Raw genomic sequence first — 23,747 nt, forward strand, 5'->3', positions numbered from 1 at the left:
TCCGGGGACGCGCCGGTCCCGTGCCGGAACTGCTGGCGTATCGCGGGCAGGTCCGCCTTGCGGACCCGGGGCGGGAGCACGTAGCAGAGGGTGTCGGGCAGCGCCTCGGTGTGCTCGGCGTGCGTGGCCAGCGCCATCGGCGCGGGTCTCGGACGTGGCCACTCCAGGTCCAGGAACCGTGGACGAGGACGAAGATGACCACGGCCCTCGCCCTCTTCGTGCGTGGCGGGACCATCGGTACGGGAGTGGCGAGCGGTCCGGCCGGGGTGTCCACCACGGACGGGTGGGATCCGACGCTCTCGCCGAACACCGTGCGCTCCATGTGCGTGGACTTGAGCTTGCGGCGCGCTGAGTCCGGTGCCGTCCGGACCGATGGTGGCCTGCCCTTGGGTACAGGGATCCTCCTCGCGCTCGCTGTGCCCGGGTGCCCCGTGCCGGGCGGCTGACCCGCGCGGGCCCTGGGCCCTCGGTGAGGGCCGGTCCCCGGGGGCGCGGGAGCCCGGGGACCGGCCCAGCCGGTGTCAGCGTCCCGGCGCGTCCAGAGCCCGCTCGACCACGTCGCGCACGGTGGCGCGCAGCAGGTCCACCTTGTATCCGGTCGCGGGCAGCGGGGAGCACAGGCCGGCCAGGTCCTCCAGCGCCCCCTCCACGTCCGCGTCCAGCGGGCTTCCCGGACGCGCGCCCACAAGGGCGGCCTCCACCCCGGGCAGGCGCAGCGGGGTACGCGCGACCCCGCCCACGGCCACCGCCGCCGAACCCACCGGGCCGTTCCCGTCCGTCGGGGACAGCCGGGCCACCGCCTCCACCAGCGGCCACTCCGCCCGGGAACGGCCGGTCGCCCTGCGGTAGGCGGCCCGCTCGCCCGGCACCGGAGCCGGCAGTACCACCGAAACCAGGACCCGCCCCGGTTCCAGCACGTGGTCGCGGGTCGGGTCGGAGGCCTCGTACAGGTCCGCCACCGCCATCTCGCTCCGCTGCCCACCTGCGACCAGCACCGACGCGTCGTGGGCCGTCAGCGCCACCGCCAGCGACGACGGGTGCGGCGCCGCGCACGGCCCCTGGTCCACGACCACCCCGTACAGGTGATCGCCCCCGCGTGCCGGACAGGAGTCCCCGCCCGTCTGGAAGCAGTCGAAGGCCGGGTTGCGCAGGTACCAGCACCGGTTGCGCTGGAGCAGGTTGCCGCCCAGGGTCGCGGCGTTGCGCACCTGCGGGGTGGCCAGTTCCCGGGCCGTGTCGGTCAGCGCCGGATAGGCGTCGGCCAGCCGCGGGTCCCCGGCCAGACCGCCCACGCTGGTCAGCGCGCCCACCCGGGCCGAGCCGTCGGGGCGCCACTCCACCCCGTGCAGCTCACCCACCCCGGACAGGTCCACCACGGGTGCGGGAGCGAGCACGCCGGTGGCCAGGCACGCGGTCAGGTCGGTGCCCCCGGCGCGTGGGCGGGCACCCGTTCCGTTCAGCCGGGCCAGGGCCCGGTCCAGGTCCTCAGGTCGTGTGGTGGCGGTCAACGCAGTCCCCTGATCAGTCGGTCCGGACGGATGGGCAGGTCGTGGGGGCGCCAGCCGGTGGCGTCGTGCACGGCGTTGGCCACGGCCGCGGCCACGCCCACCACCGACACCTCGCCCAGGCCGACCCCGGCACCCGCGGCGTGTTCGAACCCCTCCTGGTGGAAGTACACCTCGGTCTCGGGAACATCGCCCATACCCGGAAGCCGGTAGTCCTCCAGGTTGTCGGTGAGCACCACCCCGGTGGCCGGGTCGTGACGGCGCTCCTCGAAGAGCGCGTACCCCACGCCCTGCACCACGGCGCCCTCGCACTGGTTGCGTGCCAGGCGTTCGGAGTACACGCGTCCGACGGCCATCCCCGCCCAGCACCGGGTGGGGCGCACCCGGCCCAGCAGGGTGTCCACCTCCACCTCCATCACGTGCACGGCGCCGCTCATGCCCCGGCCCACGGCGAGGTCGCCCATGTCGGGGGTCAGCGCGCCCCGGCGGTCCCGGCCGCGCTCGCCGACCACCCGCAGGCCTTCGGCGGCGGTCAGCGCGTCCTTGAAGGCGTGCTCGGGGATCGGTCCGGACTCCGGGACCCTTGGCTCGTGTTCACGCAGAGCGGCGCGCAACCGGTCGGCCGCCTCGGCCGCGGCCGGTCCCATGGACGTGGTGGTGCGGCTGCCGAAGGAACCGGTGCCGTGCACCGAGGAGCTGTCACCGATCTCCACGCGCAGGTCGGACGCGGATACCCCCAGACGGTCGGCGACCACCTCGCCCAGGACCGTGCGGATGCCGGTACCGATGTCCTGGGTGGACGAGCGCACCACCACCTCACCGCCCCGCACCGACAGCTCCACCTGTGCCCTGGGGCCCATCAGGTAGAGCCAGTTGGAGGAGGCGATACCGACCCCGCGCCGGAACCGGCCGGTGCGCGGACCGCGCGGGCGCTCCCGCCACAGGTCCAGGGCCGCGACCCTCTCGTACAGCGCCTGTCGTTTGGGATTGCCGTCCCAGCGCCGGCGCAGTGACAGCGGGTCCTCGCCCAGCCGGTCCGCCATGGTGTCCACGGCCTGCTCCAGGGCCCAGGCCAGCGGCGCGCCGCCGGGCGCGCGCATGGGCTGGCCCGGCGGGCGGTGGGTGACCACGTCGAAGTCCCGGGCCCTGCGCGGTGAGCGCCCGTACACCAAGAGTCCGAGCGTGGCAGTGGTGGAGCCCACGGCGACACCGCCGTCGCCGTGGGAGTCCACGGTCATCGCCGCCAGGTCCCCGCCGGCGTCGGCCAGCAGCGCCACCCGGGTACGGGTGGCGGCGCGGTGTCCGGCGTCGGTCAGCTCCTCGGCGCGGTCGAAGGACACGCGCACCGGTGCGTGGGCGAGCCGGGACAGCTCCGCCGCTGCCACCACGTCCGCGGACAGGCCGTTCTTGGCGCCGAAGCCGCCGCCGACGTACTCGCTGACCACGTGCACCTTCTCCGGTGGTAGCTCCCAGCGCTCGGCGGCCTTCTGGGCGACCTTGGCCACCGTCTGGGTGGACACGCGCAGGGTCAGTGCCCCGGCGCGGTCCCAGGAGGCCACGCACACGTGGGGCTCCAGCGGACTGTGCAGCTGGACGGCGGTGCTGTACTCCTGGGCCACCAGGCGCGGGTCGTCGCGTTCGGCGGCCCTGCGCAGGCGCCGCAAGGCGGTGGTGCCGCGCCAACTGGCGACGGCCGGGCCGTGCACGTTGCCCCGCCACGGGGCCGGGGGAGTGGGAGCCTCACCGTAGGAGGGCGCGGCCCGACGCTGGGCACGCGTGGTGTACACCTGCGGGGCGCCCTCAGCCCGGGCCTCGTCCGTGTCCACCACGGCGGGCAGGGGATCGTAGTCCACCCGTACGGCCTTGGCGGCGGCGCGGGCCAGGGCCGGGGTGGGGGCGGCGACGGCGGCGATCGGCTGGCCGACGTAGCGCACCAGGCGCTCCTCGCCCAACAGGTCGACGAACACCGGCTGCTCGTCCGCGTTCTGGCCCGGGACGGGGAGGCGCGTGGCATCGCTCCGCGCCCCGCCGGGGCCGACGGAGCGCACTCGTGCATGGGCGTGTGCGGAGCGTACGACCACCCCTTCCCAACTGCCCTCGGGCACCATGTCGGTACTGAAGCGTGCGCGACCGGTGACCTTGTCCAGAGCGTCCGCGCGAGGCGGGTCGCGGTCCGGCTCAGCGTCGAACTCACCGGCGCAGGCGGCGGACACGGCGGCGAAGATCCCCTCGTAGGCACCGCAGCGGCACAGGTGCCCGGCCAGGGCGTCGGCCACGCTCTCGCGGCCGGGCCGGGTGTCGCCGTACTCGGCGCGCCAGGCGTCGACGAAGGCGGACGCCCCCACCACGAACCCCGGTGTGCAGTAACCGCACTGGAGCGCGTCGTGGGCGGCGAAGGCGCGCTGGACGGGGTGGTCGCCGCCCAGCCCCTCCACGGTGGAGACGGTGCTGCCGGCCAGGCGGTCGGCGGGCAGCAGGCATGAGGCGGTGGGTGCGCCGTCCACCAGGACGGTGCAGGCACCACAGACCCCGGTACCGCAGGCGACCTTGGTGCCGGTCAGGCCGAGCCGGTCGCGGATGTGCTCGGCCGCGGTGGTTTCGGGGGAGTCGGGGGCGGGGGATGAGGAGCCGTTCACCTGAACGTTCATGGGCGCTTTCCTCGATCGAAGTTGTCACTGACAACTTATGCATGTCCTCTGTGGACTGTCAACGAGTTTTGCGCACGGCGCGCGGCTCCGGAAGCGGAGCCAGCCACCGGTGGACGTCAGGTGCGGTGCCCGTCCGGGGTGGGCGGAGCGCCGAACGCGCTCACGGGCAGAGGCGTGTACGAGGAGTGTCCCGACAGCCCCGGGACGAACGAGGGGGCCGGGCCGCCTTCGGCGACCCGGCCCCCTCATGGCCCCAGGGGCTCGGGCGCTAGAGGCCCAGGGCGTGCATCGAGAAGTGGAACACGAACACGGCCGAGAGCGCCCACATCAGCCAGCCCACCTCGCGCAGGTGTCCCTGCGCGGACTTGACCACCGTGTAGGCGATGATGCCGATACCGATGCCGCTGGCGATGTCGAAGGTGAACGGCATCATCGCGATGGTCAGGAAGGCCGGGATCGCGACAGAGATGTCCGACCACTCGATCTCCCTGATGTGCATCATCATCATGGCGCCCACCAGTACCATCGCCACGGAGGCGGCCTGCGCCGGAACGACGCCGAAGACCGGCGCGAAGAAGATCGCCGTGAGGAAGAGCAGGCCCGTCACCACGCTTGCCAGACCGGTCCTGGCCCCCTCGCTCACCCCGGCCGTGGACTCGACGAACACCAGGGTGGCGGAGGAGCTGGTCAGGCCGCCGGTCACGGCACCGGCCCCGTCGGTCACCAGGATCTGGTTGACACGCGGCATCTGTCCATTGGCGTCGGCGATGTCGGCCTTGGTGCCGATGGCCAGGATGGTGCCCAGGGCGTCGAAGAAGCCGGCCAGCACTAGGGTGAACAGGATGACCCCGGCGGTGGTCGGACCGGCGGTGGTCCAGGCGCCGAACATGTCGACCTGGAGCAGCAGGCCGAAGTCGGGGACCGCGAACGGGTTGCTGGGCAGTTGGGGGCTGGCATCGCCCCAGGCCCCGCTGTCCAGCCCGGCCGCGTAGTGGACGATGATCGCGAGCACGGTGGCGCCGACGATGCCGTAGAAGATCGCGCCGGGCACCCCGCGCGCCAGCAGCACGCCGGCCAGGACCAGGCCGCACACGAAGACCAGGATCGGCCAGCCGTTGAGGTGGCCGCCGCCTTCGGCGGTACCGATCTGGAGCAGGCTGCCGCCCTCGCCGGCGCTGACGAACCCGGCGTTGGCCAGGCCGATGAGGGCCACGAACATGCCGATGCCCACGCCGATGGCCAACTTGAGGTTGTGCGGCAGCGCGTTCATCACGGCGGTCCGTACGCCGGTGACCACCATGAGGATGATAGCGACGCCCTGCCACACGACCAGGCCCATCACCTCGGGCCAGGCCATCACGGGCGCCGCCTGGTAGGCCACGACCGCCATCACGCCGAGCGCGGCGGCGCAGGCGATCGGCGCGCGTCCGACCACCCCCATCATGATCGTGACCAGTCCCGCCGCCAGCGCGGTCATGGTGGTCAGCTGACCGGGGGAGAGGAAGTCGCCGTTGGCGTCGGGCACGCTGCTGAGGATGATCGGATTCAGGACGATGATGTAGGCCATCGCCATGAAGGTGGTGAGCCCGCCTCGGAGCTCTCGCCCGAGGGTGGAACCGCGCTCACCGATGAAGAAGAAGCGGTCGAGCCAGGATCGATCCGTGGGGAACCGGTCCCCGGAACGGGGGCCGGTCTCCTTGAGCTGGGTCATGTCCCCTCCTGGAGGGAGATGAGCATGGCGATCACCGCCATGGGTAAGGGGGCTGTTACTCTTTGTGTTCGATTGGGGGCGTGCGGGACCACGCTGTCCCGAGGGGGACACCCGCCCCGGTGCCGAGGGCGCCGGCGGATCCGGGGCGGGCGGTTCATGGCGGGGCGGACCGGGTCCGCCCCGCGGCTACGGCTCGATACCCACGATGTCCTCCGGGCGCACCGGCGCGTGCGTCAGCGTCCTCCCCGTCGCAGCGCGCACCGCGGCCACGATCGCCGGGGTCGACGACAGCGTCGGGGGCTCACCCGCGCCCCGCAGCCCGTAGGGAGAGTGCGGGTCCGGGTGCTCCAGCACCTCGATCCGCATCGGCGGGGTGTCAAGAATCGTTGGGATCAGGTAGTCGGTGAAGGACGGGTTGCGGATCTGACCCTCACTGACCTGGACCTCCTCCATCAGCGCCAGGCCCAGCCCCTGGGTGGAGCCGCCCTGGATCTGCCCGGCCAGCTGTTGGGGGTGCATCACCTTGCCCACGTCCTGCACCGCGTCCAGCGCTACCACCTTCACCAGGCCCAGCTCCACGTCCACATCCACCACGGCCCGGTGCACGCACATCCCGAACTGGGTGTGTGAGGTGCCCTGGCCCAGCTCCGGGTCCAGCATCTCGGTGGGCCGGTGGTGGTACTCCCGTGTCCGCTCGACCGCGGTGCCGCCCTGCGCCGACTCGCCCAGCAGGTCCGCCAGCGACACCAGTGCACCGGTCGTGGCCGACACCAGCTTGCCGCCGTCCAGCGAAAGGTCGGTGTCGGGCAGGTCCGCGGGCACGATCCCGCGCTCGCGCGCCAGCGCGAACACCTCCGCGCGCACTGACGCGCACGCCGCCCGCACCGCACCGCCGGTCATGTACGACTGGCGCGACGCCGACGAGGAACCCGCCGAACCCACCTGGGTGTCGGAGGGGGCGATGACCACCTTCTCCACACCCAACTCGGTCCGGGCGATCTGACCCTTGACGGTCACCAGTCCCTGTCCGACCTCGGCTGCGGCGGTGTGCACCAGCACCACCGGCTCTCCGCCGAGCACCTCCATCCGCACCCGCGCGGTGGAGTAGTCGTCGAACCCCTCCGAGAAGCACAGGTTCTTCAGACCCAGTCCGTAGCCCACACCGCGCACCACGCCCTCGCCGTGCGTGGTGCCCGCCACCCCGCCCGGCAGGGTGCGCAGGTCGGAGGGGTCGGACAGCTCGCCGCGCTCGGGCGGCATCGGCAGGTCGCGGCAGCGCTCCAGCATCTCCGCCATGGGCAGCGGCATGTCGATCTCCTGGCCCGTGATGATCCGCGAGCCCTGCGACATGGCGTTCTTGACCCGCAGGTCGACCGGGTGCATGCCCAGTTTCTCGGCGAGCCGGTCCATCTGCGACTCGTAGGCGAAGCAGGCCTGTACCGCGCCGAAGCCACGCATCGCCCCGCACGGCGGGTTGTTGGTGTACACCCCGTAGGCGTCCACCAGCGCGTTCGGCACCTCGTAGGGGCCGATGCCCAAGGAGGAGGCCACACCCACCACCGCCGGGGTCGCCGACGCGTACGCGCCGCCGTCCACGATGATCTCCGCCGTGGCGTACAGCAGCGTGCCGTCCGCGCGCGCACCGTGCTCGTAGCGCATCTTGGCCGGGTGCCGGTGCACGTGCCCGTAGAAGGACTCCTCGCGGTTGTACACGAACTTGACCGGTCTCCCGGTGCGCAGCGCCAGCAGGCAGGCGTGGACCTGCATCGACAGGTCCTCGCGGGCACCGAACGCCCCGCCCACACCGGCCAGGGTCAGGCGCACCTTGTCCTGGGGCAGACCCAGCGCCGGGGCGATCTGGCGCTGGTCCACGTGCAGCCACTGCGTGGCCACGTACAGATCCACGCCGCCGTCCTCGGCGGGGACGGCCATACCCGACTCCGGGCCCAGGAAGGCCTGGTCCTGCATGCCGACCTCGTACTCGGAGGTCACCACCGCGTCGGCCTCGGCGCGCAGCCGCTCCAGGACCCCGTCCTCACGCTCGGCGGACCCGGCCGCCCCGGCGAAGGCGCCCGTGCGGACCGGCTGGTAGCGCAGCCGGTTGCCGCGCTGGTTGTATTCGGGGTGCTCGGGGATCGTGCCCGGCTCGTGCACCAGCGGGCAGTCGGGATCCAGCGCCGCCTTGCGGGAGTCGCTGACCGGTTCCAGCACCCGGTAGTCCACCCGGATACGCTCCATCGCCCGCCGGGCCGTCTCGGGGTGGTCGGCGGCCACCACGGCCACCGCCTCGCCCTTGTAGCGCACCTTGTCGAAGGCCAGCACCGGCTGGTCCTGGTGCTCCAGCCCGTAACGCTTGTCGCCGGGCACGTCCTCGTGGGTGAGTACCGCGTGCACCCCCGGCACCTTCAGTGCCTCGGTGATGTCGATGCCGTGGATCTCGGCGTGCGGGTGGGGGCTGCGCAGGGTGGCCCCCCACAGCATGTCCTCCATCCACATGTCCGAGGAGTAGGCGAACTCGCCGGTGACCTTCAGATTTCCGTCGGGACGGCGCGGACTGGCGCCCACCCCGTCCTTGGTGGTGCTGGACAGGTCCGTCACGGTACGGGTCGTCGCCGCCATCAGCGGCTCACCTCCTGCGTCAGGGTTCGGTGTGCCGCACGGCCGCGCGCGGTGGCGGCCTCGGCGGACAGGGTGCGCAGCTCCCCTCGGTCGACGACGGTGTTCCCGCCGACCCAGAGCCGCTCCAGGGGCGGTGTGGGGCCGAAGACCGCCGCCACCACCGGGTCCTCGATCACGTCGTAGCCGAACCCGTCCACCCGCCACAAGGCGATGTCGGCCAGCTTGCCGACCGTCAGGGAACCCAGTTCGGTGTCGCGGCCAAGCGCCCGGGCGCCGCCCAGGGTGGCCATCTCCAGCGCCTGGCGGGCGGTGAGCCCCTTGGGGCCCTTGCGGGCACGGGCCATCAGCAGTGCCTGGTGCATCTCACCGGACAGCGGGGTCAGCTCGCTGGAGGCCGGGCCGTCCACGCCCAGCCCCACGCTCACACCCGCGTCCAGCAGTTCGGTGACCCGGCAGATTCCCGCGCCCAGACGGGCGTTGGAGGTGGGGCAGTGCGCCACCCCGGTGCCCGTGGCCGCGATCCGCCCGATCGCCGCGTCGGACAGGTGCACCGCGTGCGCGAACCACACGTCCTCGCCCAGCCAGCCCAGCTTCTCGGCGTATTCCACGGGGGTGCACCCGAACTCGGCCAGGCACTGTTCCTCCTCGTCGAGGGTCTCGGCCAGGTGGGTGTGCAGCCGTACACCCTTGTCCCGGGCCAGCGCCGCCGCCTCCACCATCAGCCCGCGCGAGACCGAGAACGGTGAGCACGGCGCCACCGCCACCCGCGTCATGGCGTCGAATGAGGGGTCGTGGTGGTCCTCGATCGCCGATGCCGTGCCAGCCAGGGCCTGCTCCAGCGACTCCACGACGGCGTCCGGAGGCAGCCCGCCCTGGCTCTGGCCCCGGTCCATCGACCCTCGGGCCAGGTCCAGGCGTACGCCCACCTCACGGGCGGCCTCCACCTCCGCGGTCACGATGTCTCCCCGGCCGGAGGGGTAGACGTAGTGGTGGTCGGAGGCGGTCGTGCACCCGGACAGGGCGAGGTGGGCCAGCCCGGCCGAGGTGGTCCCCGAGACCACGTCGGCGTTCAGGCGGCCCCAGATCTCGTAGGAGCCCACCAACCACTCGAAGAGCGTGCCGTCGGCGAAGAGCCCCTGTGTCGCCCACTGGTAGAGGTGGTGGTGGGTGTTGACCAGACCCGGGGTGACCAGGCACCCGCGTCCGTCAACGCGCGTGGCGTCGGCGGCACCGGGGGCCGGGCCGGCGCCCACGGCGGCGATCCGGCCGTCGCGAACCACCACGTGCCCGTCGGCGTACTCGGCACCGTCCACGGTGACCACGTGAGCGCCCTCGACGGCGAAGGCCCCGCCGGCTCCGGGGGTGGTACTGGAAGCGCTCATGCGTCGCTCCCGGCCTCGGCGCGGCGCTCAGCGGCCAAGTGCACCGCGTCGATGATCTTCTCGTACCCGGTGCACCGGCACAGGTTGCCCGCCAGGGCCTCCCGGATCTCGGCGTCGCCCGGCGCGGAGTGCCCCGCGCCCACCGTGCGCTCCAGCAGGTCGTCGGTCTGCACGAGCAGGCCCGGGGTGCAGAAGCCGCACTGGACCGCGCCCGCCTCCACGAAGGCCTCCTGCACCGTGCCGAGCTCGCGCTCGGTGCCCTTGCCCGTGCCCTCGGCCAGGCCCTCGACGGTGCGTACCCGCCGCCCCTGCGCCTGTCCGGCGGCGATCATGCACGAACACGCCGTCACATCGTCGAAGTAGACCGTGCAGGAACCGCATTCACCCTGTTCACAGGCGTTTTTGCTGCCCGGCAGCCCCAGCCGCTCGCGCAGCACGTACAACAGGCTCTCGCCCGGCCACACATCGTCGGCGGTCACGTCCTCGCCGTTGACGTTGAAACTCACGCGCATCGCGTGACTCCCTTCCGGTAGTCGGTGACCGACCAGCTCAGCGCGCGGCGCGCCATCACGGCCAGAGCGTGCCTGCGGTACTCGGCGCTGCCCCGCTGGTCGTCGATGGGGCGGGCCGCGGCGGCCACCAGTTCACCGAACCGGCGCACAGTGGCCTCCGAGGGCGAGCGGCCGTCCTCCCAGTCGAACTCTCCGGCCAGGAACTCCTCGGCCGTCTCCGCGCGCAGTGGTGTGGGACCGGCCGAGCCCAGCCCCGTGCCCACGGTTCGGCGCTCGCCGTCCAGGGCCATGGAGAAGGAGGTCACCGCGATGACCATCGCGTTGCGCGTGCCGATCTTGGCGAACTGCTGGGGGCCCGAGGGCTCCGGCAGCAGCACCGCGGTGATCAGCTCGTCCTCGCTCATGGCCGTCTTGCGCAGCGACAGGAAGAACTCGCGCACGGGCACCCGGCGCCTGCCGCGCACCGACGCCAACTCCACGGCCGCGTCGGTGGCCAGCAGCGACGGGTGGGCGTCACCGGCGGGCGAGGCACCGCCCAGGTTGCCGCCCACGGTGCCCCGGTTGCGGATCTGCGGGGAGGCCACCGACCGGGAGGCCTTCGCCAGGGCCGGGGCCGTTTCCGACAGGTGCTCGATCACCTTGGTGTAGGGCACGCCCGCGCCCAGGCGGGTACGGCCGCCGTCGGGCCCGTGCTCCGCCAGCTCCGGGATCCGGGTCAGATCGACCAGGGTGGTCGGGCGCCTCTTGTCGAAGTTGAGCTCCACCATCACGTCCGTGCCGCCCATGATGGGCACCGCATCGGGATGGGCGCTCTTCGCCTCGAGTGCCTCCTCCAGTGTGGAGGGGGTCAGGAACTCCATGCTCGTCCTCTTGTCGCCGCGTTCTCGCCACCGCTCGCCCGCGGTCGGCGCGTCCTTCGTCAGTCGCGTTGTCCCTGGTTGGTTGGGTGATGCTGTGAAGTACACCACTGGGAACGTGGTCCTTACCAGAAAGTGAAGACATGAAGTGTTCGCGGAACGAACGGTTATGGTTGGGCGTTTCCTACAAGCGGCGTTCCCGGGGAGGCGACAGCCATCACCGTCACCGCCGCGCACCACACGAGTGACAAGAGGGACGTTCATGCGGATCAGTGAGCTGCTCGCGGTCAAGCGGTTGCACCTGAGGTTTCTGGCGGGAGCGGAGCACGCGCATCGCACTCTGAGGTGGGCCTACACCACCGATCTGCTCGAACCCGCCCGCTACCTGCGTGGCGGCGAGTTCGTCCTCACCGGCATGATGTGGCGTACCCGTCCCGAGGACTCCGAGACCTTCGTGTCCTCCATCGCCGGTGCCGGAGCGGTCGCACTCGGCGCGGGGACCGCTCTGGGAGAGGTCCCGGCCGACCTGATGGAGGCCTGCCGCGCCCATGACCTGCCCCTGGTGGAGGTCCCACCGGAGACCTCCTTCGGCGCGGTCACCGAGGAGGTGCTGCGCTCCCTGACCCGGCACCGCTTCAGCTCCATCGCCGAGACACGTGACCGCCACCGCCGCCTCATGGCCGAGGTCGCCTCGGGGGCCGAACTGCCCCGGGCCTTCGCCGAGGCCGCCGAGCAGGCCGGTCGGACCGCATGGGTCCTCTCCTCCACCGGACGCCACGTCGCCGCCTCCGGTGGACCCCTGCCCGAGGGCGACCGCGAGTGGATCGCCGCACGGGCCCTGACCCGCCAGTCCTTCCCGCACACCGTCCGCCTGCCCGAGGACGGCGGACGCGCGCTGACGATCCTGCCCGTACAGACCAAGGAGTCCCACCCCCTGGCCACCTGGCTGCTGGTCTGCGAGGGAGACCACGCCGTCTGGACCGACGAGGAGCACGAATCGGTGGCCGAGCTGGTGTCCATCGCCGTGCTCGCCCGCAGCCGCGTCGAGGAGCGTGCCCTGACCGACGCACGCCACCTGGAGGGGCTCCCCCGCCTGCTGGCCGCCCAGCGCTTCGACGAGGTCACCGAGCTCATGCGCGGCATCGGCCCGGCCAGCGGCGGGGAGGGCGGCCACGTCGTGGTCAGCGCCGTGATGCTGCCCGAGCCCCGCGTGCCCGACCTGGCCCGCCGTGTGGTCACCGAGCTGGTCGCCGACCATCCCGGAGCCGTCGTCACCGGGGACGACGACACGCTGGCCGTCGTCCCCGTGGGCGGTCCGGGGACCGGTGCCCGCGCCCGGGCCGAGGAGGTCCGCGCCGAACTGCTCCAGTGCGCCCGTGTCCTGGAGAGCGGCCTGCTCGACCACCGGCTCGCCATCGGCCTCAGTTCGGCGGTGCGGGACGTGCCCGAGCTGCGCGGCGCCGCGGTGGAGGCCCGTCACGCCCGCCGTCTGGCCGAACTGCGGGGCGGCCGCTCCCGGGTGATCGCCGGGGCCGAGATCGACTCGCACGAGCTGCTGCTGGCCTCGGTTCCCGAGGAGGTGCAGTCCTCCTACCGGGAGCGGCTGCTGGGGCCGCTGCTGGCCTACGACCGCGACCACCGCTCGGAGCTGGTGCAGACCCTGGAGCAGTTTCTGGCCCATTCGGGATCGTGGCAGCGCTGTGCCGCCACCATGCACGTGCACGTCAACACGCTGCGGTACCGGATCGGCCGGGTGGAGGAACTGACCGGGCGCAACCTGAGCAGCCTGGAGCACCGGGTGGACCTCTTCCTGGCGCTCAAGCTCCGCGACTGAGGATCGGGCGTACCGCCGGGGGAGGGACCCGGGCGCGGCCGTGCCGGACGGGAAGTGTCACCGGTCTCCGCTAGAGTCCGCACGATGAGCACTGACCTTTCCTCCCCCGAGGCCGCGGGCGCCGGCCTGTCCGGCGCCGACCTGCGTGACCTCCTGTCCGCCCCCCTGGACAAGCCGCGCGTGTTCACCCGCTGCGACCTGACCGAGGCGGACCTGTCCGGCGCCGAACTGAGCGACGCCGTTTTCCGGGACTGCCGCCTGGACGGAGCCCGCCTGGAGCGGGCCGTGCTGGAAGGGGCGGTGTTCACCGGCGGCAGCGCGGCGGGGGCCGTGTTCGCGCACACCGAGTGCACCGACACCCGTTTCGAGCGGGTGGACCTGGCCAACACCCGCTGGCAGGGCGCGCTGCTCACCGACACCGTCTTCAGCGGCTGCCGGATGACCGGGGCGGGTCTGACCTCCTTGCGGGGGATCGGCTACAGCTTCTCCCAGTGCAATCTCATGCTGGCCCGCTGCAAGGGCATCACGCTGCGCGGTCAGACCCTGGAGGGGCTGCGCATGGACGAGGCCGACCTGGCCAGCGCCGACCTGCGCGACACGGTGTGGGTGGAGTCGCGGCTGCGTGGAGCCAACCTGGTCAACGTCCGGCTCGCGGGGGCCGACCTGCGCGGCGCCGACCTGGGGGAGCCCGCCCTGGAGCAGGCCGGATACCTGCGCGGGGCCAGTATCGGCCCCGCGCAGGCGGGCGCGATCCTGGGCGCCCTGGGCATCACGGTGGTGGACTAGGCGCCGAGGCCGACCAGGCCCGGAAGCCGTGAGCGGGCACCAGGCGGGGTGCCCCCGTGCGGTGACGCCCCGGTCCGGCCCCGGCCGGGGCGGCCGCAATTACGAATCTACGTCGTAAAGGCGAGGTATTGGTTCACCAGCATCAGGTCCCAACCTCAGACCTCCTTCCACGACGGGCGGGAGAAAGTCCCGGCGACGTAGCCCGAGAAGTCACGCGGTTCGCGCCCCAGTGCCTCGCGAACGCCGGGGGAGACCCTCGACTCCACACCGCGGCGGATGGCCGAGAAGGCCGCGACCATCTCCTGGGCGCCCTCCTTGAGCCATCCCGCCCCCAGGAGTTCGTTCACGTACTCCTCCGCCGACACCGGCTCGTAGCGGACCGGGCGGCCCAGGGCCCGGGAGACCTCCGCCGCGGCCTCCGCCAGGGTCAGCGCCCGGGGGCCGCTCAGCTCGTAGGTCCGCCCGTGGTGACCCCTTTCGGTCAGGGCCGCCACGGCCACCTCGGCGATGTCCTCGGCGTCGATCCAGGCGGCCGCGCCGTCCCCGGCGGGCAGGCGCAGCACTCCGGAGCGCACCTCGTCCGCCAGCAACCCCTCACCGAAGTTCTGCGCGAACCAGCCAGGACGCAGAACGGTCCACTCCAGTCCGCTGGCCTGCACCGCCTCCTCACCCCGCAGGTGCGAGGAGGCGCCCTCCGCATTCTCGAAGTAGCTCGGCAGGTCGACCCCGCGAGCCGAGAGCTGCACGATCCGCTCCACCCCGTGGGCCACCGCGCGCCCCACGAACGCCGGGGTCCGCGGGTCGGAGTCGTTCTGCACCAGGTACACCGAATCAGCGCCCTCCAGCACCGTGTCCCAGGTAGCCGGTTCGGCCCAGTCGAACCTCCACTCGGAGGAACGGGAGGCCGCCCGTACCGGCACCCCTCGTTCGCGCAGCCGCGCCAGGACCCGGCTGCCCGTCATTCCCGTCGCGCCGGTCACCAGGACCGGCCGTGTCGTGTTCTCTGTCATGGCTCCGAGTCAACCGCATGGACCTGAGACGATCCATGGCCCATAAGCTCACCTTGATGTCTGAACGTCTATGCTTGCGGATATGGACGCACTCGCCGACCTCCTGGACGGGGTCCGCGCCCGAGGGGCGCTCTTCAGCCGGTCCATCATGTCCCCGCCCTGGGCGCTGCGCTTCGCCCACGGCTCACCCCTGACCCTGGTCACCATGGTGCGGGGCAGGGCCTGGCTTGTTCCCGAACACGGCGCCCCCGCGCCCCTGGCCGCGGGGGACACGGTGATCCTGCGTGCCCCCGGCCCCCACACCGTCGCCAACCCAGCCGAGGCCCCCGTCAGCTGCACGGTCCTGGACGGGAACCGGTGCCTGGGTCCGGACGGCGACCCCCTGCAGGAGGAGGCGGCCCTGGGCCTGCGCACCTACGGTGACTCCCTGGACGCCCCCGACCTGCTTCTGAGCGGCTCCTACGAGGTCACCGGCGACCTCAGCCGACGCCTGTTCGCCGCCCTGCCCCCGACCCTGGTCGTCCCGGCCGACGAGTGCCACGACCGGCTGGGGGCGATGATCGAGGCCGAGACCGGCTGCGCCGCCCCCGGCCAGCAGCTGGTCCTGGACCGCTTGCTGGACCTGGCCCTGATCACCAAACTGCGCGCCTGGTTCTCCCTGCCGGGCGCGGAGCCGCCCGCCTGGTACACCGCCATGGCCGACCCGGTGGTGGGTCGGTCCCTGCGGCTGCTGCACAACCAGCCCACCCGCCCCTGGACCGTGGCATCGCTGGCCGAACAGTGCGGGGTCTCCCGTGCGACCCTGGCACGCGACTTCCGCGCACTGGTGGGGGCCCCGCCCATGTCCTACCTGGCCGACTGGCGGGTCAGCCTCGCCGTCGACCTGCTCCGCGACACCGACACCACCGTCGAGGCCATCGCCCGCCGGGTCGGCTACGCCAACGCGTTCGCCCTGAGCACCGCCTTCAAACGCCTGCGCGGCACCACGCCGACCGGGCACCGGCGTGCGACGGCCACGGCCGGGCTCAGCCCGCCAGGGTCCGGCGCAGCCACGGAAGACGCTGCTCCCGCGCGGACCGGCTGAGCGCGGCCTGGGGAGCCAGGCCGTCGAAGCCGTGGAACCCGCCCGGCCACACGTGCAGTTCGGCCGCGCCTCCCGCCCTCCAGATCCGCGAGGCGTAGTCCACGACCTCGTCGCGGAAGGTCTCCGCCGAGCCCACGTCCAGGAAGGCCGGGGGTAGCCCGGACAGGTCCTGCGCGCGTGCGGGAGCGGCGTAGGCGGACACGTCGGGTCCGCCCGCCGCCCCGCCGAGCAGTGCGCCCCAGCCGGTGGCGTTGGCGACCTTGTCCCACACGCCCGCGCCGGCCATCTGCTCGGCCGAGACCGAGTCGTTGCGGTCGTCGAGCATGGGGCAGAGGAGCAGCTGTCCCCGCAGCTCCGGGCCGCCCCGGTCGCGGGCCAGTAGGGCGGTGGCGGCGGCCAGCCCGCCTCCCGCGCTCACTCCGCCCACCACCAGGTGCCGGGGGTCGACGCCCAGGTCGGCGGAGTTCTCGGCGGCCCAGGCCAAGCCCGCGTAGCAGTCCTCCACCGGGGCGGGGTGGGGGTGCTCGGGGGCGAGGCGGTAGTCCACGGACACCAGGGCCAGGCCCAGTTCGTGTGCGGTTCGCAGCAGTCCGGGGATCTCCGGTCCCCGGTGGGTGCCCACGACCATGCCGCCGCCGTGGATCCAGTACAGGGCGCCCACGGGTTCGGTGGTCCCGGTGGGCCTCCACACCAGCAGGGGTACGTCGGCGCCGTCGTGGCCGGGCGCGTGGTGCTCGGCCTCGGTGTAGGCGCCGTCCAGGGTCAGGTCGGCCTCCGGGTCGAAGACCTGCTGGGCCTGGCGTTCACGCATGGCCGGGATCATGTCGGGGGTGATCTGGGCGGGGACCTCCTCACGGAAGGCGGCCAGGGCCGCGGCCAGTTCGGGGTCGAAGGGGGGAGGAGCGGGCACGTGAGCCTCCGGGTGGAGTAGGAAACGGGTGGTGCGTCACCATTGTGGCCGGGCGGTGGCCGGCGTGGCAGCGCGGTGCGGCGGATGCGCGCCGCCACACGGCGGGGACGCCATGCGGACCGGACCCGTCGGGAAACGGAGTCCGGGCGCCTGTCCGGGCCCGGCTCCCGCTCAGCCCGCCACGGCCTCGCCGATCACCACCTGGGGACGGGGAGCCTCGAAGCAACCGTCCTCCAGGCGCCACACGCAGTCCTCCAGTACCCGGACCAGTGTCCAGGCTCGGGCCCGCTCGCGGTCGATCCCGGCGGCCTCGGCCAGCAGGTCGAACCTGCGGCGAACCGACCGGAGCTCCTCGCCGGGAGCGGCCTCCTCCGCGAACCGGTTGCGCAGCGCGGGCAGTAGTTCGTACCCGGGATCGCCGACCAGCGGTTTGGGGTCGATGGCCACCCACGGTCCCCGTCCCGTTCCCGGCAGCGGAGCCAGCACGTTCTGGAAGTGCAGGTCCCAGTGCAGGAGCCGGTCGCCCGGTTGGGCCGCCATCTCCCGTGCGATCGCCGTCCACCGGGCCAGCAGCCGCCGGAACCGGTGGTCGACGCGCTCGTGGGCCAGGAAGGGCCGGGCACGTTCGGCCAGGGACCGCGTGATCGGGCCCAGGGTGCGTGTTCCGGGCGGACCGGGGTGCTTGTTCAGGCGTGCGAGCAGGCCGCCGAGCACGGCCAGGGCCTCGGCCATCTCCACGTCGTCCAGGGACCGGGCCGGGTCCAGGGCCTCCAGGAGCAGCGCTCCGCTGCCGGGATCGTGTGCGATCAGGCGTACGGCGCCGTCGCCCGCCCACGTGCGCAGCGCGTCGGGTTCGCCCCGGCTCTCCTCGTCCACGGGCAGCACCTTGAGTACGGCGGGGGTCCCGTCGGCGCGTCGCACCGGTACCACCAGGGACACCGCTCCGTACAGGGGACGGCCACCGGTGGGACGCAGCTCCCACAGGTCGCACTGCTGGGCGGCCATCCGGGGCAGGCGGTCCACCCACTCCTGGCCGAAGAAGCCGCTGACCGATGCGGCCAGCTCCTCGGGCATGCTGATCGGGGGCGTGTTCTCGTGCATGTTCGTCGTCTCCTTCGTCGTCGGGTCTGGCCGAAGGAGTGACGGGAGGGCCGCGGATCTAACGCATGCTGAACACCTCACAGGTCCTGGCGGTCGGGCACCACGGCCTCATCCCGTGGTCGCGCGTGCCGCACCTGGTCCGGTCTGCCTGTGCGTTCGCGCCGTGGACTTGGGACGTCGCCGTGCCGGGCGGTGGACGCGGGGTCGTGCCCGGCGTCCGGAGGGGCGCCGGGAGAGTGCCTCGGCCATACCCTCCAGGGCGGGTTTCGGCGTGTATCCTTCGTCGAAGGGCAGCGCGTCGGTGTACCCGGGGAACCACTCGGGGATCCAGGAGTGCTGGTCGCTGACCCCCCATACCGACAGGTTCACGCACCGGGGCACGTCCAGGCACGCCTGGACCACGTGTTGGTACTCCTGGGCCTGTTCCTCCCTGACGCGCCCCTCCAGCGGTTCCGGGACGCGCACGTCCAGTTCGCTGAGGCTGACCTCCAGCCCCAGGTCGGAGAAGCGGCGCATGTGCTCGGCCAGGTCCTCGGGGACGTTGCCGTGTACGAAGTGCCCCTGGAAGCCGATGCCGTGCAGGGGCACCCCGCGTTCGAGCAGGTCGGTCACCAGCGAGTACATGGCGTCGGTTTTGGCGCCGCCGCCCTCGATGCCGAATTCGTTGATGTACAGCTTGGCCCCGGGGTCGATCTCGTGTGCCATGGACAGCGCCTCGGCGATGTAGTCCTCGCCCAGGACCTGGTACCACAGGTTCTCGCGCACGCGGGGCCCGGTGTCCTCGAAGGGTTCGTTGATCACGTCCCAGGAGGTGATGCGTCCCTGGTAGCGCCCCAGTAGCGCCTCCATGTGCTCGCGCAGTACCTGGCGCAGTTCGTCCTCGTCCCAGGAGCCCTGGGCCAGCCAGGAGGGCTGTTGGTTGTGCCACAGCAGGGTGTGTCCGCGCACGTTGAGGTCGTTGCGTTCGGCGAAGTCCATCACCGCGTCCGGTCCGCTCCAGTCGAACCGGCCGCGCTCGGGCTGTACGTGCTGCCACTTCATGGTGTTCTCGGCGGTCACCGAGGTGTAGTTGTCGGTGATCACGGACCGGTACTCGGCGTCGTTCGCCAGTGGGCTGACCGCCACCGCGACCCCCAGCTCGATTCCGTGGGAGTGGGCCAGCCGTGGCAGTTCGCCCTCGGGCTGCTCCTGCTGGGGCAGGGCGATCGCGAGGACCGCGGTGACCACGAAGATCACCACGCACAGGACCCCCGCCGTCAGCAGGACCCCGCGTCCCCGGGTGAGCTCACGTCGTCCGGTGGAGACCGCGTCGCGCATCTTGTCAGCCTCCACTCCTACCGGTGACTCGTGGTGACGGGGAACGCCGACAGGGCGCGCAGGGCGCTGGTGCGGCGGTGCGTGGGCCGTGCGATGGGCCGTAGGCCGGGGACGCGTTCGGCCAGGGCGCGCAGCGCGATGCGGCCCTCCAGCCGGGCCAGCGGGGCGCCCAGACAGTAGTGGGCGCCGCTGGAGAAGGACAGGTGGTCGGAGGCGTCGGGACGGGTGATGTCGAACCGGTCGGGGTCGGTGAAGCGCTCGGGGTCACGGTTGGCCGAGCCGATCAGGCACAGGGTGTGGTCGCCCTCGCGCAGCCGCTGTCCTTGGACGGTGGTGTCGGCTTGGGCCCACCGGGTGGTCATCTGCACCGGGGAGTCGAAGCGCAGCACCTCCTCCACGGCGCCCCCGACCAGGTCGGGTTCCTCCACCAGGTGCTGCCACTGCTGACGGTGACGCAGCAGAGCCATCACCCCGTTTCCGATCAGGTTCACTGTGGTCTCGAATCCCGCGACCAGCAGCAGGCGGCACATCGTGCGTAGTTCGGCCGCGGTGAGTCGGCCGTCGTCGGCCTCGGCCACCAGGGTGGAGACCACGTCACCGCGGGGGTTGGCACGTCGCTGGGCCACCAACCGCTCGAACAGTGCGTCCAATTGTGCCGTGGCGTGCTGGATCCGGCGCAGGTGACTCGCCGACCGGGCGCCGTCCAGTGCGCCGCCGACGGTGTAGCCGATGCGCACGAACTCGGCGTCTTCGGACGCGGGGATACCCAGCAGACGGCTGATCACCGCGATCGGCAGCGGTTGCGCGAAGTCGCGCATGAGGTCGAAGTCGCGGCGGGCGATCGCCGCGTCCAGCAGCTCGTGGGTGATCTTTTCGATCTCGCTCTGGTACTCGGCCATCCGGCGCGGGCTGAACGCGGGCCGCGCGAGTTTGCGTAGCCGGGTGTGCTCGGGCGGGTCCAGCATCAGGAAGGACAGGTCCAGGACGTCGAACTGTTCGGGGAGCGCTCCTGGGGCGGGTTGCTCCACACCGAACTCCCGGCCGCGCAGCAGCGCGCCCACCGACTCGTGGGTGTGCGCGGTGCGAAAGCCCAGGCGGCCGGTGACGAAGGGCCCCTGTGCGCGCAGGCGCCGGTAGGTGGGGTAGGGGTTGTCGCGCCAGGGGTAGTGCAGCAGCCTGCTGGGGTGGTCCTGGACCTGCGCGGACAGCCACGACAGTCCGTGGGCGGTACGCAGCTGGGCGTCGGTACGGAGGGCGTCGAGAATCTGCATGGCTGTTGGTCCTCTCCTACGTACCAACGACCCTAGGCGCGCGGCCTCGCCGCGGGCATGCGAGATTTCGACTTGGCCACTGGCGGCCAGCGGGGAACTGCCCGGCGGCCCGGGACGTTGCATACGCGTTCCGGGCCGCCTGTCCTTACAGTTCGGCCTGGCCGTAGGGCAGGAGGCGCACGGGGCCCAGCAGACCGTACTCCTGGGGCTGTGCGTCCTGGTAGACCTCGGGTCGGAAGGCCCGCATCCGGTTGATGAGGGTGGTGGCGACCTCGACCTCGACGGTGTTCGTCCCGTGTTGGAGCCAGGGGCCGACGTCGACCACGGGGGAGAGCTGGTCGCAGGGCGGCAGCTCCGTGCCGTTGACCGTGACCCGGTAGGTGTCGGTCACCTTTCCCAGGTCGAGGTGGGCGCCGTGTCCGCCGGTCCAGGCCTTGCCCAGTTCGACGGTCGCGGTGTAGCGGCCTATGCCGGAGACCTCGCCGAGCCCGTCGATGTCGGTCCACGGCACGAGTGCGTCGAGGGAGTACTCATGGACGCGGACGTCGGTTTCGGTGGCCGATCCTCCTGGGCGCCAGTCCTCGACCTCCACCTCCCAGCCGGTGAGCTCGATCTGGGGGCCGACCGTGTCGATGACGGTGGTCGCGGTGCGCCCATCGGCGTAGGTGCTGGTGTAGGTGCCGGGTTCGGCCGCCCGGACCACGGTCTTGCCGTCGGTTAGCCGTACGGTGTCGGCGTCGGTCTGGCTGATGCGCAGTTTCTTCAGCTGGCCCGGGGGCGTCTGGGCGTCGGCGCCGGCGAAGCGGGTGGTCCACTGCGGTGTGGCCAGGGCCAGGACGGTGGAGGTGCCCGGGGCCAGGCGGACGCGGACGCTGACGCGGTCTTCTTCCGCGCGGTGCAGGGGCAGCGGCTCGATGTGCCCGGTCCACAGGTTCAGGGCGAAGGGGTAGGCGTCGCGGACCCTGGTGGTGAGGGTGACCTCGTGGTCGACGGGGTCGGTGTCGGAGCCGTTGGTGAAGTAGTACAGCTCCAGGTCCTTGTCCCGGCGCCTGGTGTGCAACAGCGGTGAGTCCCGCGTGTAGGTCACCTCGGGGGTGGCGTCGAGCGCGTCCAGGCCCTGGGGGATCTCCTCGCGTGTGCGGACCTGGCGCACGGTGGGCTGGTCGAGCAGTTTCCGCATGGTGGTGGTGAGTTCTTCGGCGTCATCCTGGTCGATGCCGGGCTCTTGCGGTGCGCTCCAGTCGCCCACCACGAGGATGCGCAGTCCGGCCTCGGCGTAGCCGAGGAGCCTGTGGGCGGTCCGGGTGGGCAGGGTGGTGACACGTCCGTTGAACGCGTCGCCCTCGAAGACGAGGAGGCCGTAGGCCGGTCCGTCGGGGGCGAGCCTGCCTCCCTCCACGTGCGGGTCGGTGATCTCCAGCAGCCGGGGGCTGAGGAACTGGTGTGTCCAGCCGGTACGCACCCCTTCCTTGCTGAAGTGTGCGGCGCCGAAGCCTGAGCCCGCGTAGCCCTTCTGCCGGAGGAAGGCGACGTCGACCGAGGGGGTGCCCCACTGGAGGGTGTGCTGGGCGCGGGCGAGGAATCCGGCGACGTCGGGCGCGTGCTGCCAGGTGGGGTGGCGGGGTCCCCAGGACTCGCCGTATCCGATGCCGCCGTCGTAGGGGGTGAAGGCGGCGAATCCGGGCCACTGGGCACCGGGGGCGTCGGAGTAGGAGAAGCCGTGCAGGACCGCCTGGTTGACTCCCGCGGCGTATTCGCGCGCGACGGTGCGCACCGTCTGCTCCCACGTGGTGCTGTAAGCGCCGCCATGGGCCGCTCCGGCCTCGCTGGAGAGCACCTTCTTGCCCGCGAGGTCGCGGCCCCCGGCCAGGGACCGGAAGTCGTCGAGGTTGTTGAATCCCAGCGATTCGCCCTCGGCGGTGTCCGCGAGGGCGGATTTGGCGACGGCGTCGGTCTGGAGGCCGTAGGGCTGGATCCGGTACGTCATCCCGAGTCCGTGGGCCCAGTCCCGCAGCGGTGTGAGGTGGTGGTCGATGTAGAGCTGGGAGAGGAGGTCGTTGTAGTCGTCCAGGGCCCGGCGGTCGGTGGTGGAGTCGAAGGTGAAGACCTTGTCCTCGTCGGCGCGGACCAGGACCGGCAGGTAGGGCATCGGGTCGTATCCGTGGTGCTGTTCGAACTCGGCGGGCAGGTCGTGTGTCCACAGCGTGGCTTCGGTCTCCATCTCGATGGAGTCCTCGAAGATCGCTCCGCCCGCGGGCCCCTCCAGGAGGGCGCGGATCCGCGGGGTGAGGATCCGCTCCTGCCAGAAGTCGATCACCGCCTGGGTGCCGGCTCGGCCGAAGTGGTCGACCACGTAGGAGACGGGGTCGGTGTGCGGGCCGCGTTCGGGGCGCTGTCCGCAGCCGCGCTCCCAGTAGGCGACGAGTGCCCAGGTGGCGTCGCCGTCCTGGCCGGGCGCGGTCCAGGTCAGTTCCTCGCCTTGAACGAGAGGGGTGAGGTCTTCGAGGGTGGCGGGGTCCAGGGCGCAGGGCAGGTCCTGCGTGGAGGCGCCCTCGGCCAGGCGCAGGGCCTGTACGGCCAGGAGGGTGCGTTCGCTGACCCCGTCGGCGGGGGAGACCTCGGGTTCGGGCAGCGAACCGGTGAACTCCTCGCCCGCTTCCAGGAAGTGCACGCCGTGGGCGAGTTCGCGCATGGCCGCGGTGTCCTGCGGGGTGAGGGTGGGCAGGGCCGCGGGCCATGCGGGGCCGATGGTGATGTCGACGGTGACCTCGCGCTCCTGGGCGCGGGCGAGGGCGGCCTCCAGCGCGTCGCGCCAGGCGTCGGTGCCCCAGCCGTGGCCTTGGGGGTCGAGAGGTTCGGTGGAGCTGTGGTGGACGTCGGCGACTTCGACGCCGCCGAAGCCGGCGTCCGCCACCTGGTCGATCTCGCGTTTGATCTCCTTGGTGTCGACGAGGCCGTGCGGCCACCACCAGCGGAACCTGGCCTGGGCGGCGCGGGCGGGTGCGGTGAAGGCCGCGGCGAATGCGCCGTCGGAGGGCGTGGCGTAGGCGGCCGGGAGGCCCAGAGCGGGCTGGAGGGCGGCTGTCGTGCCGACCGCGGCTCCCAGTCCGATGAAGGAGCGGCGGGAGGGGCTGAAGCCGGAGCGCTCGGAGGCGGCGCTCGTGGTCTCGCGCATGGTTCTTCCTTCCCGCGCCGTGGGG

16 protein-coding genes are annotated in these 23,747 nt (G+C 72.3%); 3 read left to right on the forward strand and 13 right to left on the reverse strand.

The window, feature by feature from the left end; translation table 11 throughout:
- Positions 1 to 521: 521 nt before the first annotated feature.
- The 7 genes from AC0T5L_RS13975 to AC0T5L_RS14005 all read right to left on the reverse strand — a co-directional run bounded on the left by AC0T5L_RS13975 (position 522) and on the right by AC0T5L_RS14005 (position 11,237).
- Positions 522 to 1,508: an FAD binding domain-containing protein gene (locus AC0T5L_RS13975; protein WP_476165887.1), complete on the reverse strand. Its 987-nt coding sequence runs from the start codon at positions 1,506 to 1,508 to the stop codon at positions 522 to 524.
- Positions 1,505 to 4,153 (reverse strand): molybdopterin-dependent oxidoreductase, encoded by a 2,649-nt coding sequence (locus AC0T5L_RS13980; RefSeq protein ID WP_476165888.1) that lies wholly within the window; start codon positions 4,151 to 4,153, stop codon positions 1,505 to 1,507. The genes AC0T5L_RS13975 and AC0T5L_RS13980 overlap by 4 nt, the downstream gene beginning before the upstream one ends.
- A gap of 268 nt (positions 4,154 to 4,421) precedes the next feature.
- Positions 4,422 to 5,864 carry an NCS2 family permease gene (locus AC0T5L_RS13985; protein WP_476165889.1) on the reverse strand — a complete coding sequence of 481 codons (1,443 nt, stop codon included), beginning with the start codon at positions 5,862 to 5,864 and terminating at the stop codon, positions 4,422 to 4,424.
- Between the two features lie 186 nt (positions 5,865 to 6,050).
- A complete protein-coding gene (pucD, locus tag AC0T5L_RS13990) occupies positions 6,051 to 8,483 on the reverse strand; it encodes a xanthine dehydrogenase subunit D (protein ID WP_476165890.1) in 2,433 nt (810 codons plus the stop codon).
- The gene (locus AC0T5L_RS13995) at positions 8,483 to 9,865 is read right to left on the reverse strand and encodes an 8-oxoguanine deaminase (RefSeq protein ID WP_476165891.1); all 1,383 of its coding nucleotides are present in this window, start codon (positions 9,863 to 9,865) and stop codon (positions 8,483 to 8,485) included. Before AC0T5L_RS13995 ends, pucD begins: the two co-directional genes overlap by 1 nt.
- On the reverse strand, positions 9,862 to 10,377 hold the full coding sequence (locus AC0T5L_RS14000; protein WP_476165892.1) for a (2Fe-2S)-binding protein: 516 nt from the start codon (positions 10,375 to 10,377) through the stop codon (positions 9,862 to 9,864). The genes AC0T5L_RS13995 and AC0T5L_RS14000 overlap by 4 nt, the downstream gene beginning before the upstream one ends.
- On the reverse strand, positions 10,368 to 11,237 hold the full coding sequence (locus AC0T5L_RS14005) for an FAD binding domain-containing protein (protein ID WP_476165893.1): 870 nt from the start codon (positions 11,235 to 11,237) through the stop codon (positions 10,368 to 10,370). The genes AC0T5L_RS14000 and AC0T5L_RS14005 overlap by 10 nt, the downstream gene beginning before the upstream one ends.
- Before the next feature lie 259 nt (positions 11,238 to 11,496).
- Here AC0T5L_RS14005 and AC0T5L_RS14010 point away from each other — a divergent pair, with 259 nt between their 5' ends.
- Both AC0T5L_RS14010 and AC0T5L_RS14015 read left to right on the forward strand, forming a co-directional pair.
- Positions 11,497 to 13,068 (forward strand): PucR family transcriptional regulator, encoded by a 1,572-nt coding sequence (locus tag AC0T5L_RS14010; protein ID WP_476165894.1) that lies wholly within the window; start codon positions 11,497 to 11,499, stop codon positions 13,066 to 13,068.
- 84 nt (positions 13,069 to 13,152) lie between these two features.
- Entirely contained in the window at positions 13,153 to 13,854 is a 702-nt protein-coding gene (locus tag AC0T5L_RS14015) for a pentapeptide repeat-containing protein (protein WP_476165895.1), read from the forward strand.
- Between the two features lie 155 nt (positions 13,855 to 14,009).
- Here the strand turns inward: AC0T5L_RS14015 and AC0T5L_RS14020 are convergent, their stop codons facing one another.
- The gene (locus AC0T5L_RS14020; RefSeq protein ID WP_476165896.1) at positions 14,010 to 14,864 is read right to left on the reverse strand and encodes an NAD(P)H-binding protein; all 855 of its coding nucleotides are present in this window, start codon (positions 14,862 to 14,864) and stop codon (positions 14,010 to 14,012) included.
- An 82-nt stretch (positions 14,865 to 14,946) separates the two neighbouring features.
- Between AC0T5L_RS14020 and AC0T5L_RS14025 the strand changes: the two genes are divergently transcribed.
- Positions 14,947 to 15,948 carry an AraC family transcriptional regulator gene (locus AC0T5L_RS14025; protein ID WP_476165897.1) on the forward strand — a complete coding sequence of 334 codons (1,002 nt, stop codon included), beginning with the start codon at positions 14,947 to 14,949 and terminating at the stop codon, positions 15,946 to 15,948.
- Here the strand turns inward: AC0T5L_RS14025 and AC0T5L_RS14030 are convergent.
- The 5 genes from AC0T5L_RS14030 to AC0T5L_RS14050 all read right to left on the reverse strand — a co-directional run bounded on the left by AC0T5L_RS14030 (position 15,890) and on the right by AC0T5L_RS14050 (position 23,722).
- The gene (locus tag AC0T5L_RS14030; protein ID WP_476165898.1) at positions 15,890 to 16,858 is read right to left on the reverse strand and encodes an alpha/beta hydrolase; all 969 of its coding nucleotides are present in this window, start codon (positions 16,856 to 16,858) and stop codon (positions 15,890 to 15,892) included. The genes AC0T5L_RS14025 and AC0T5L_RS14030 overlap by 59 nt on opposite strands.
- A 171-nt stretch (positions 16,859 to 17,029) precedes the next feature.
- On the reverse strand, positions 17,030 to 17,959 hold the full coding sequence (locus AC0T5L_RS14035) for an aminoglycoside phosphotransferase family protein (protein ID WP_476165899.1): 930 nt from the start codon (positions 17,957 to 17,959) through the stop codon (positions 17,030 to 17,032).
- 108 nt (positions 17,960 to 18,067) lie between these two features.
- Positions 18,068 to 19,276, reverse strand: coding sequence for an endo-1,4-beta-xylanase (locus AC0T5L_RS14040; RefSeq protein WP_476165900.1), 1,209 nt, complete (start codon positions 19,274 to 19,276; stop codon positions 18,068 to 18,070).
- A 17-nt stretch (positions 19,277 to 19,293) separates the two neighbouring features.
- The gene (locus tag AC0T5L_RS14045) at positions 19,294 to 20,547 is read right to left on the reverse strand and encodes a cytochrome P450 (RefSeq protein ID WP_476165901.1); all 1,254 of its coding nucleotides are present in this window, start codon (positions 20,545 to 20,547) and stop codon (positions 19,294 to 19,296) included.
- 145 nt (positions 20,548 to 20,692) lie between these two features.
- On the reverse strand, positions 20,693 to 23,722 hold the full coding sequence (locus AC0T5L_RS14050) for a glycosyl hydrolase (RefSeq protein ID WP_476165902.1): 3,030 nt from the start codon (positions 23,720 to 23,722) through the stop codon (positions 20,693 to 20,695).
- Between the last annotated feature and the right edge of the window lie 25 nt (positions 23,723 to 23,747).

This window comes from Nocardiopsis sp. TRM 82005 (genome assembly GCF_056312425.1).

Excerpts from the sequence above, each read along its gene's own strand:
- AC0T5L_RS13980 (WP_476165888.1), bottom strand. The coding sequence starts at position 4,153 with ATGAACGTTCAGGTGAACGGCTCCTCATCCCCCGCCCCCGACTCCCCC.
- AC0T5L_RS13985 (WP_476165889.1), bottom strand. The coding sequence starts at position 5,864 with ATGACCCAGCTCAAGGAGACCGGCCCCCGTTCCGGGGACCGGTTCCCC.
- pucD (WP_476165890.1), bottom strand. The coding sequence starts at position 8,483 with ATGGCGGCGACGACCCGTACCGTGACGGACCTGTCCAGCACCACCAAG.
- AC0T5L_RS13995 (WP_476165891.1), bottom strand. The coding sequence starts at position 9,865 with ATGAGCGCTTCCAGTACCACCCCCGGAGCCGGCGGGGCCTTCGCCGTC.
- AC0T5L_RS14000 (WP_476165892.1), bottom strand. The coding sequence starts at position 10,377 with ATGCGCGTGAGTTTCAACGTCAACGGCGAGGACGTGACCGCCGACGAT.
- AC0T5L_RS14005 (WP_476165893.1), bottom strand. The coding sequence starts at position 11,237 with ATGGAGTTCCTGACCCCCTCCACACTGGAGGAGGCACTCGAGGCGAAG.
- AC0T5L_RS14010 (WP_476165894.1), top strand. The coding sequence starts at position 11,497 with ATGCGGATCAGTGAGCTGCTCGCGGTCAAGCGGTTGCACCTGAGGTTT.
- AC0T5L_RS14015 (WP_476165895.1), top strand. The coding sequence starts at position 13,153 with ATGAGCACTGACCTTTCCTCCCCCGAGGCCGCGGGCGCCGGCCTGTCC.
- AC0T5L_RS14020 (WP_476165896.1), bottom strand. The coding sequence starts at position 14,864 with ATGACAGAGAACACGACACGGCCGGTCCTGGTGACCGGCGCGACGGGA.
- AC0T5L_RS14025 (WP_476165897.1), top strand. The coding sequence starts at position 14,947 with ATGGACGCACTCGCCGACCTCCTGGACGGGGTCCGCGCCCGAGGGGCG.
- AC0T5L_RS14035 (WP_476165899.1), bottom strand. The coding sequence starts at position 17,959 with ATGCACGAGAACACGCCCCCGATCAGCATGCCCGAGGAGCTGGCCGCA.
- AC0T5L_RS14040 (WP_476165900.1), bottom strand. The coding sequence starts at position 19,276 with ATGCGCGACGCGGTCTCCACCGGACGACGTGAGCTCACCCGGGGACGC.
- AC0T5L_RS14045 (WP_476165901.1), bottom strand. The coding sequence starts at position 20,547 with ATGCAGATTCTCGACGCCCTCCGTACCGACGCCCAGCTGCGTACCGCC.
- AC0T5L_RS14050 (WP_476165902.1), bottom strand. The coding sequence starts at position 23,722 with ATGCGCGAGACCACGAGCGCCGCCTCCGAGCGCTCCGGCTTCAGCCCC.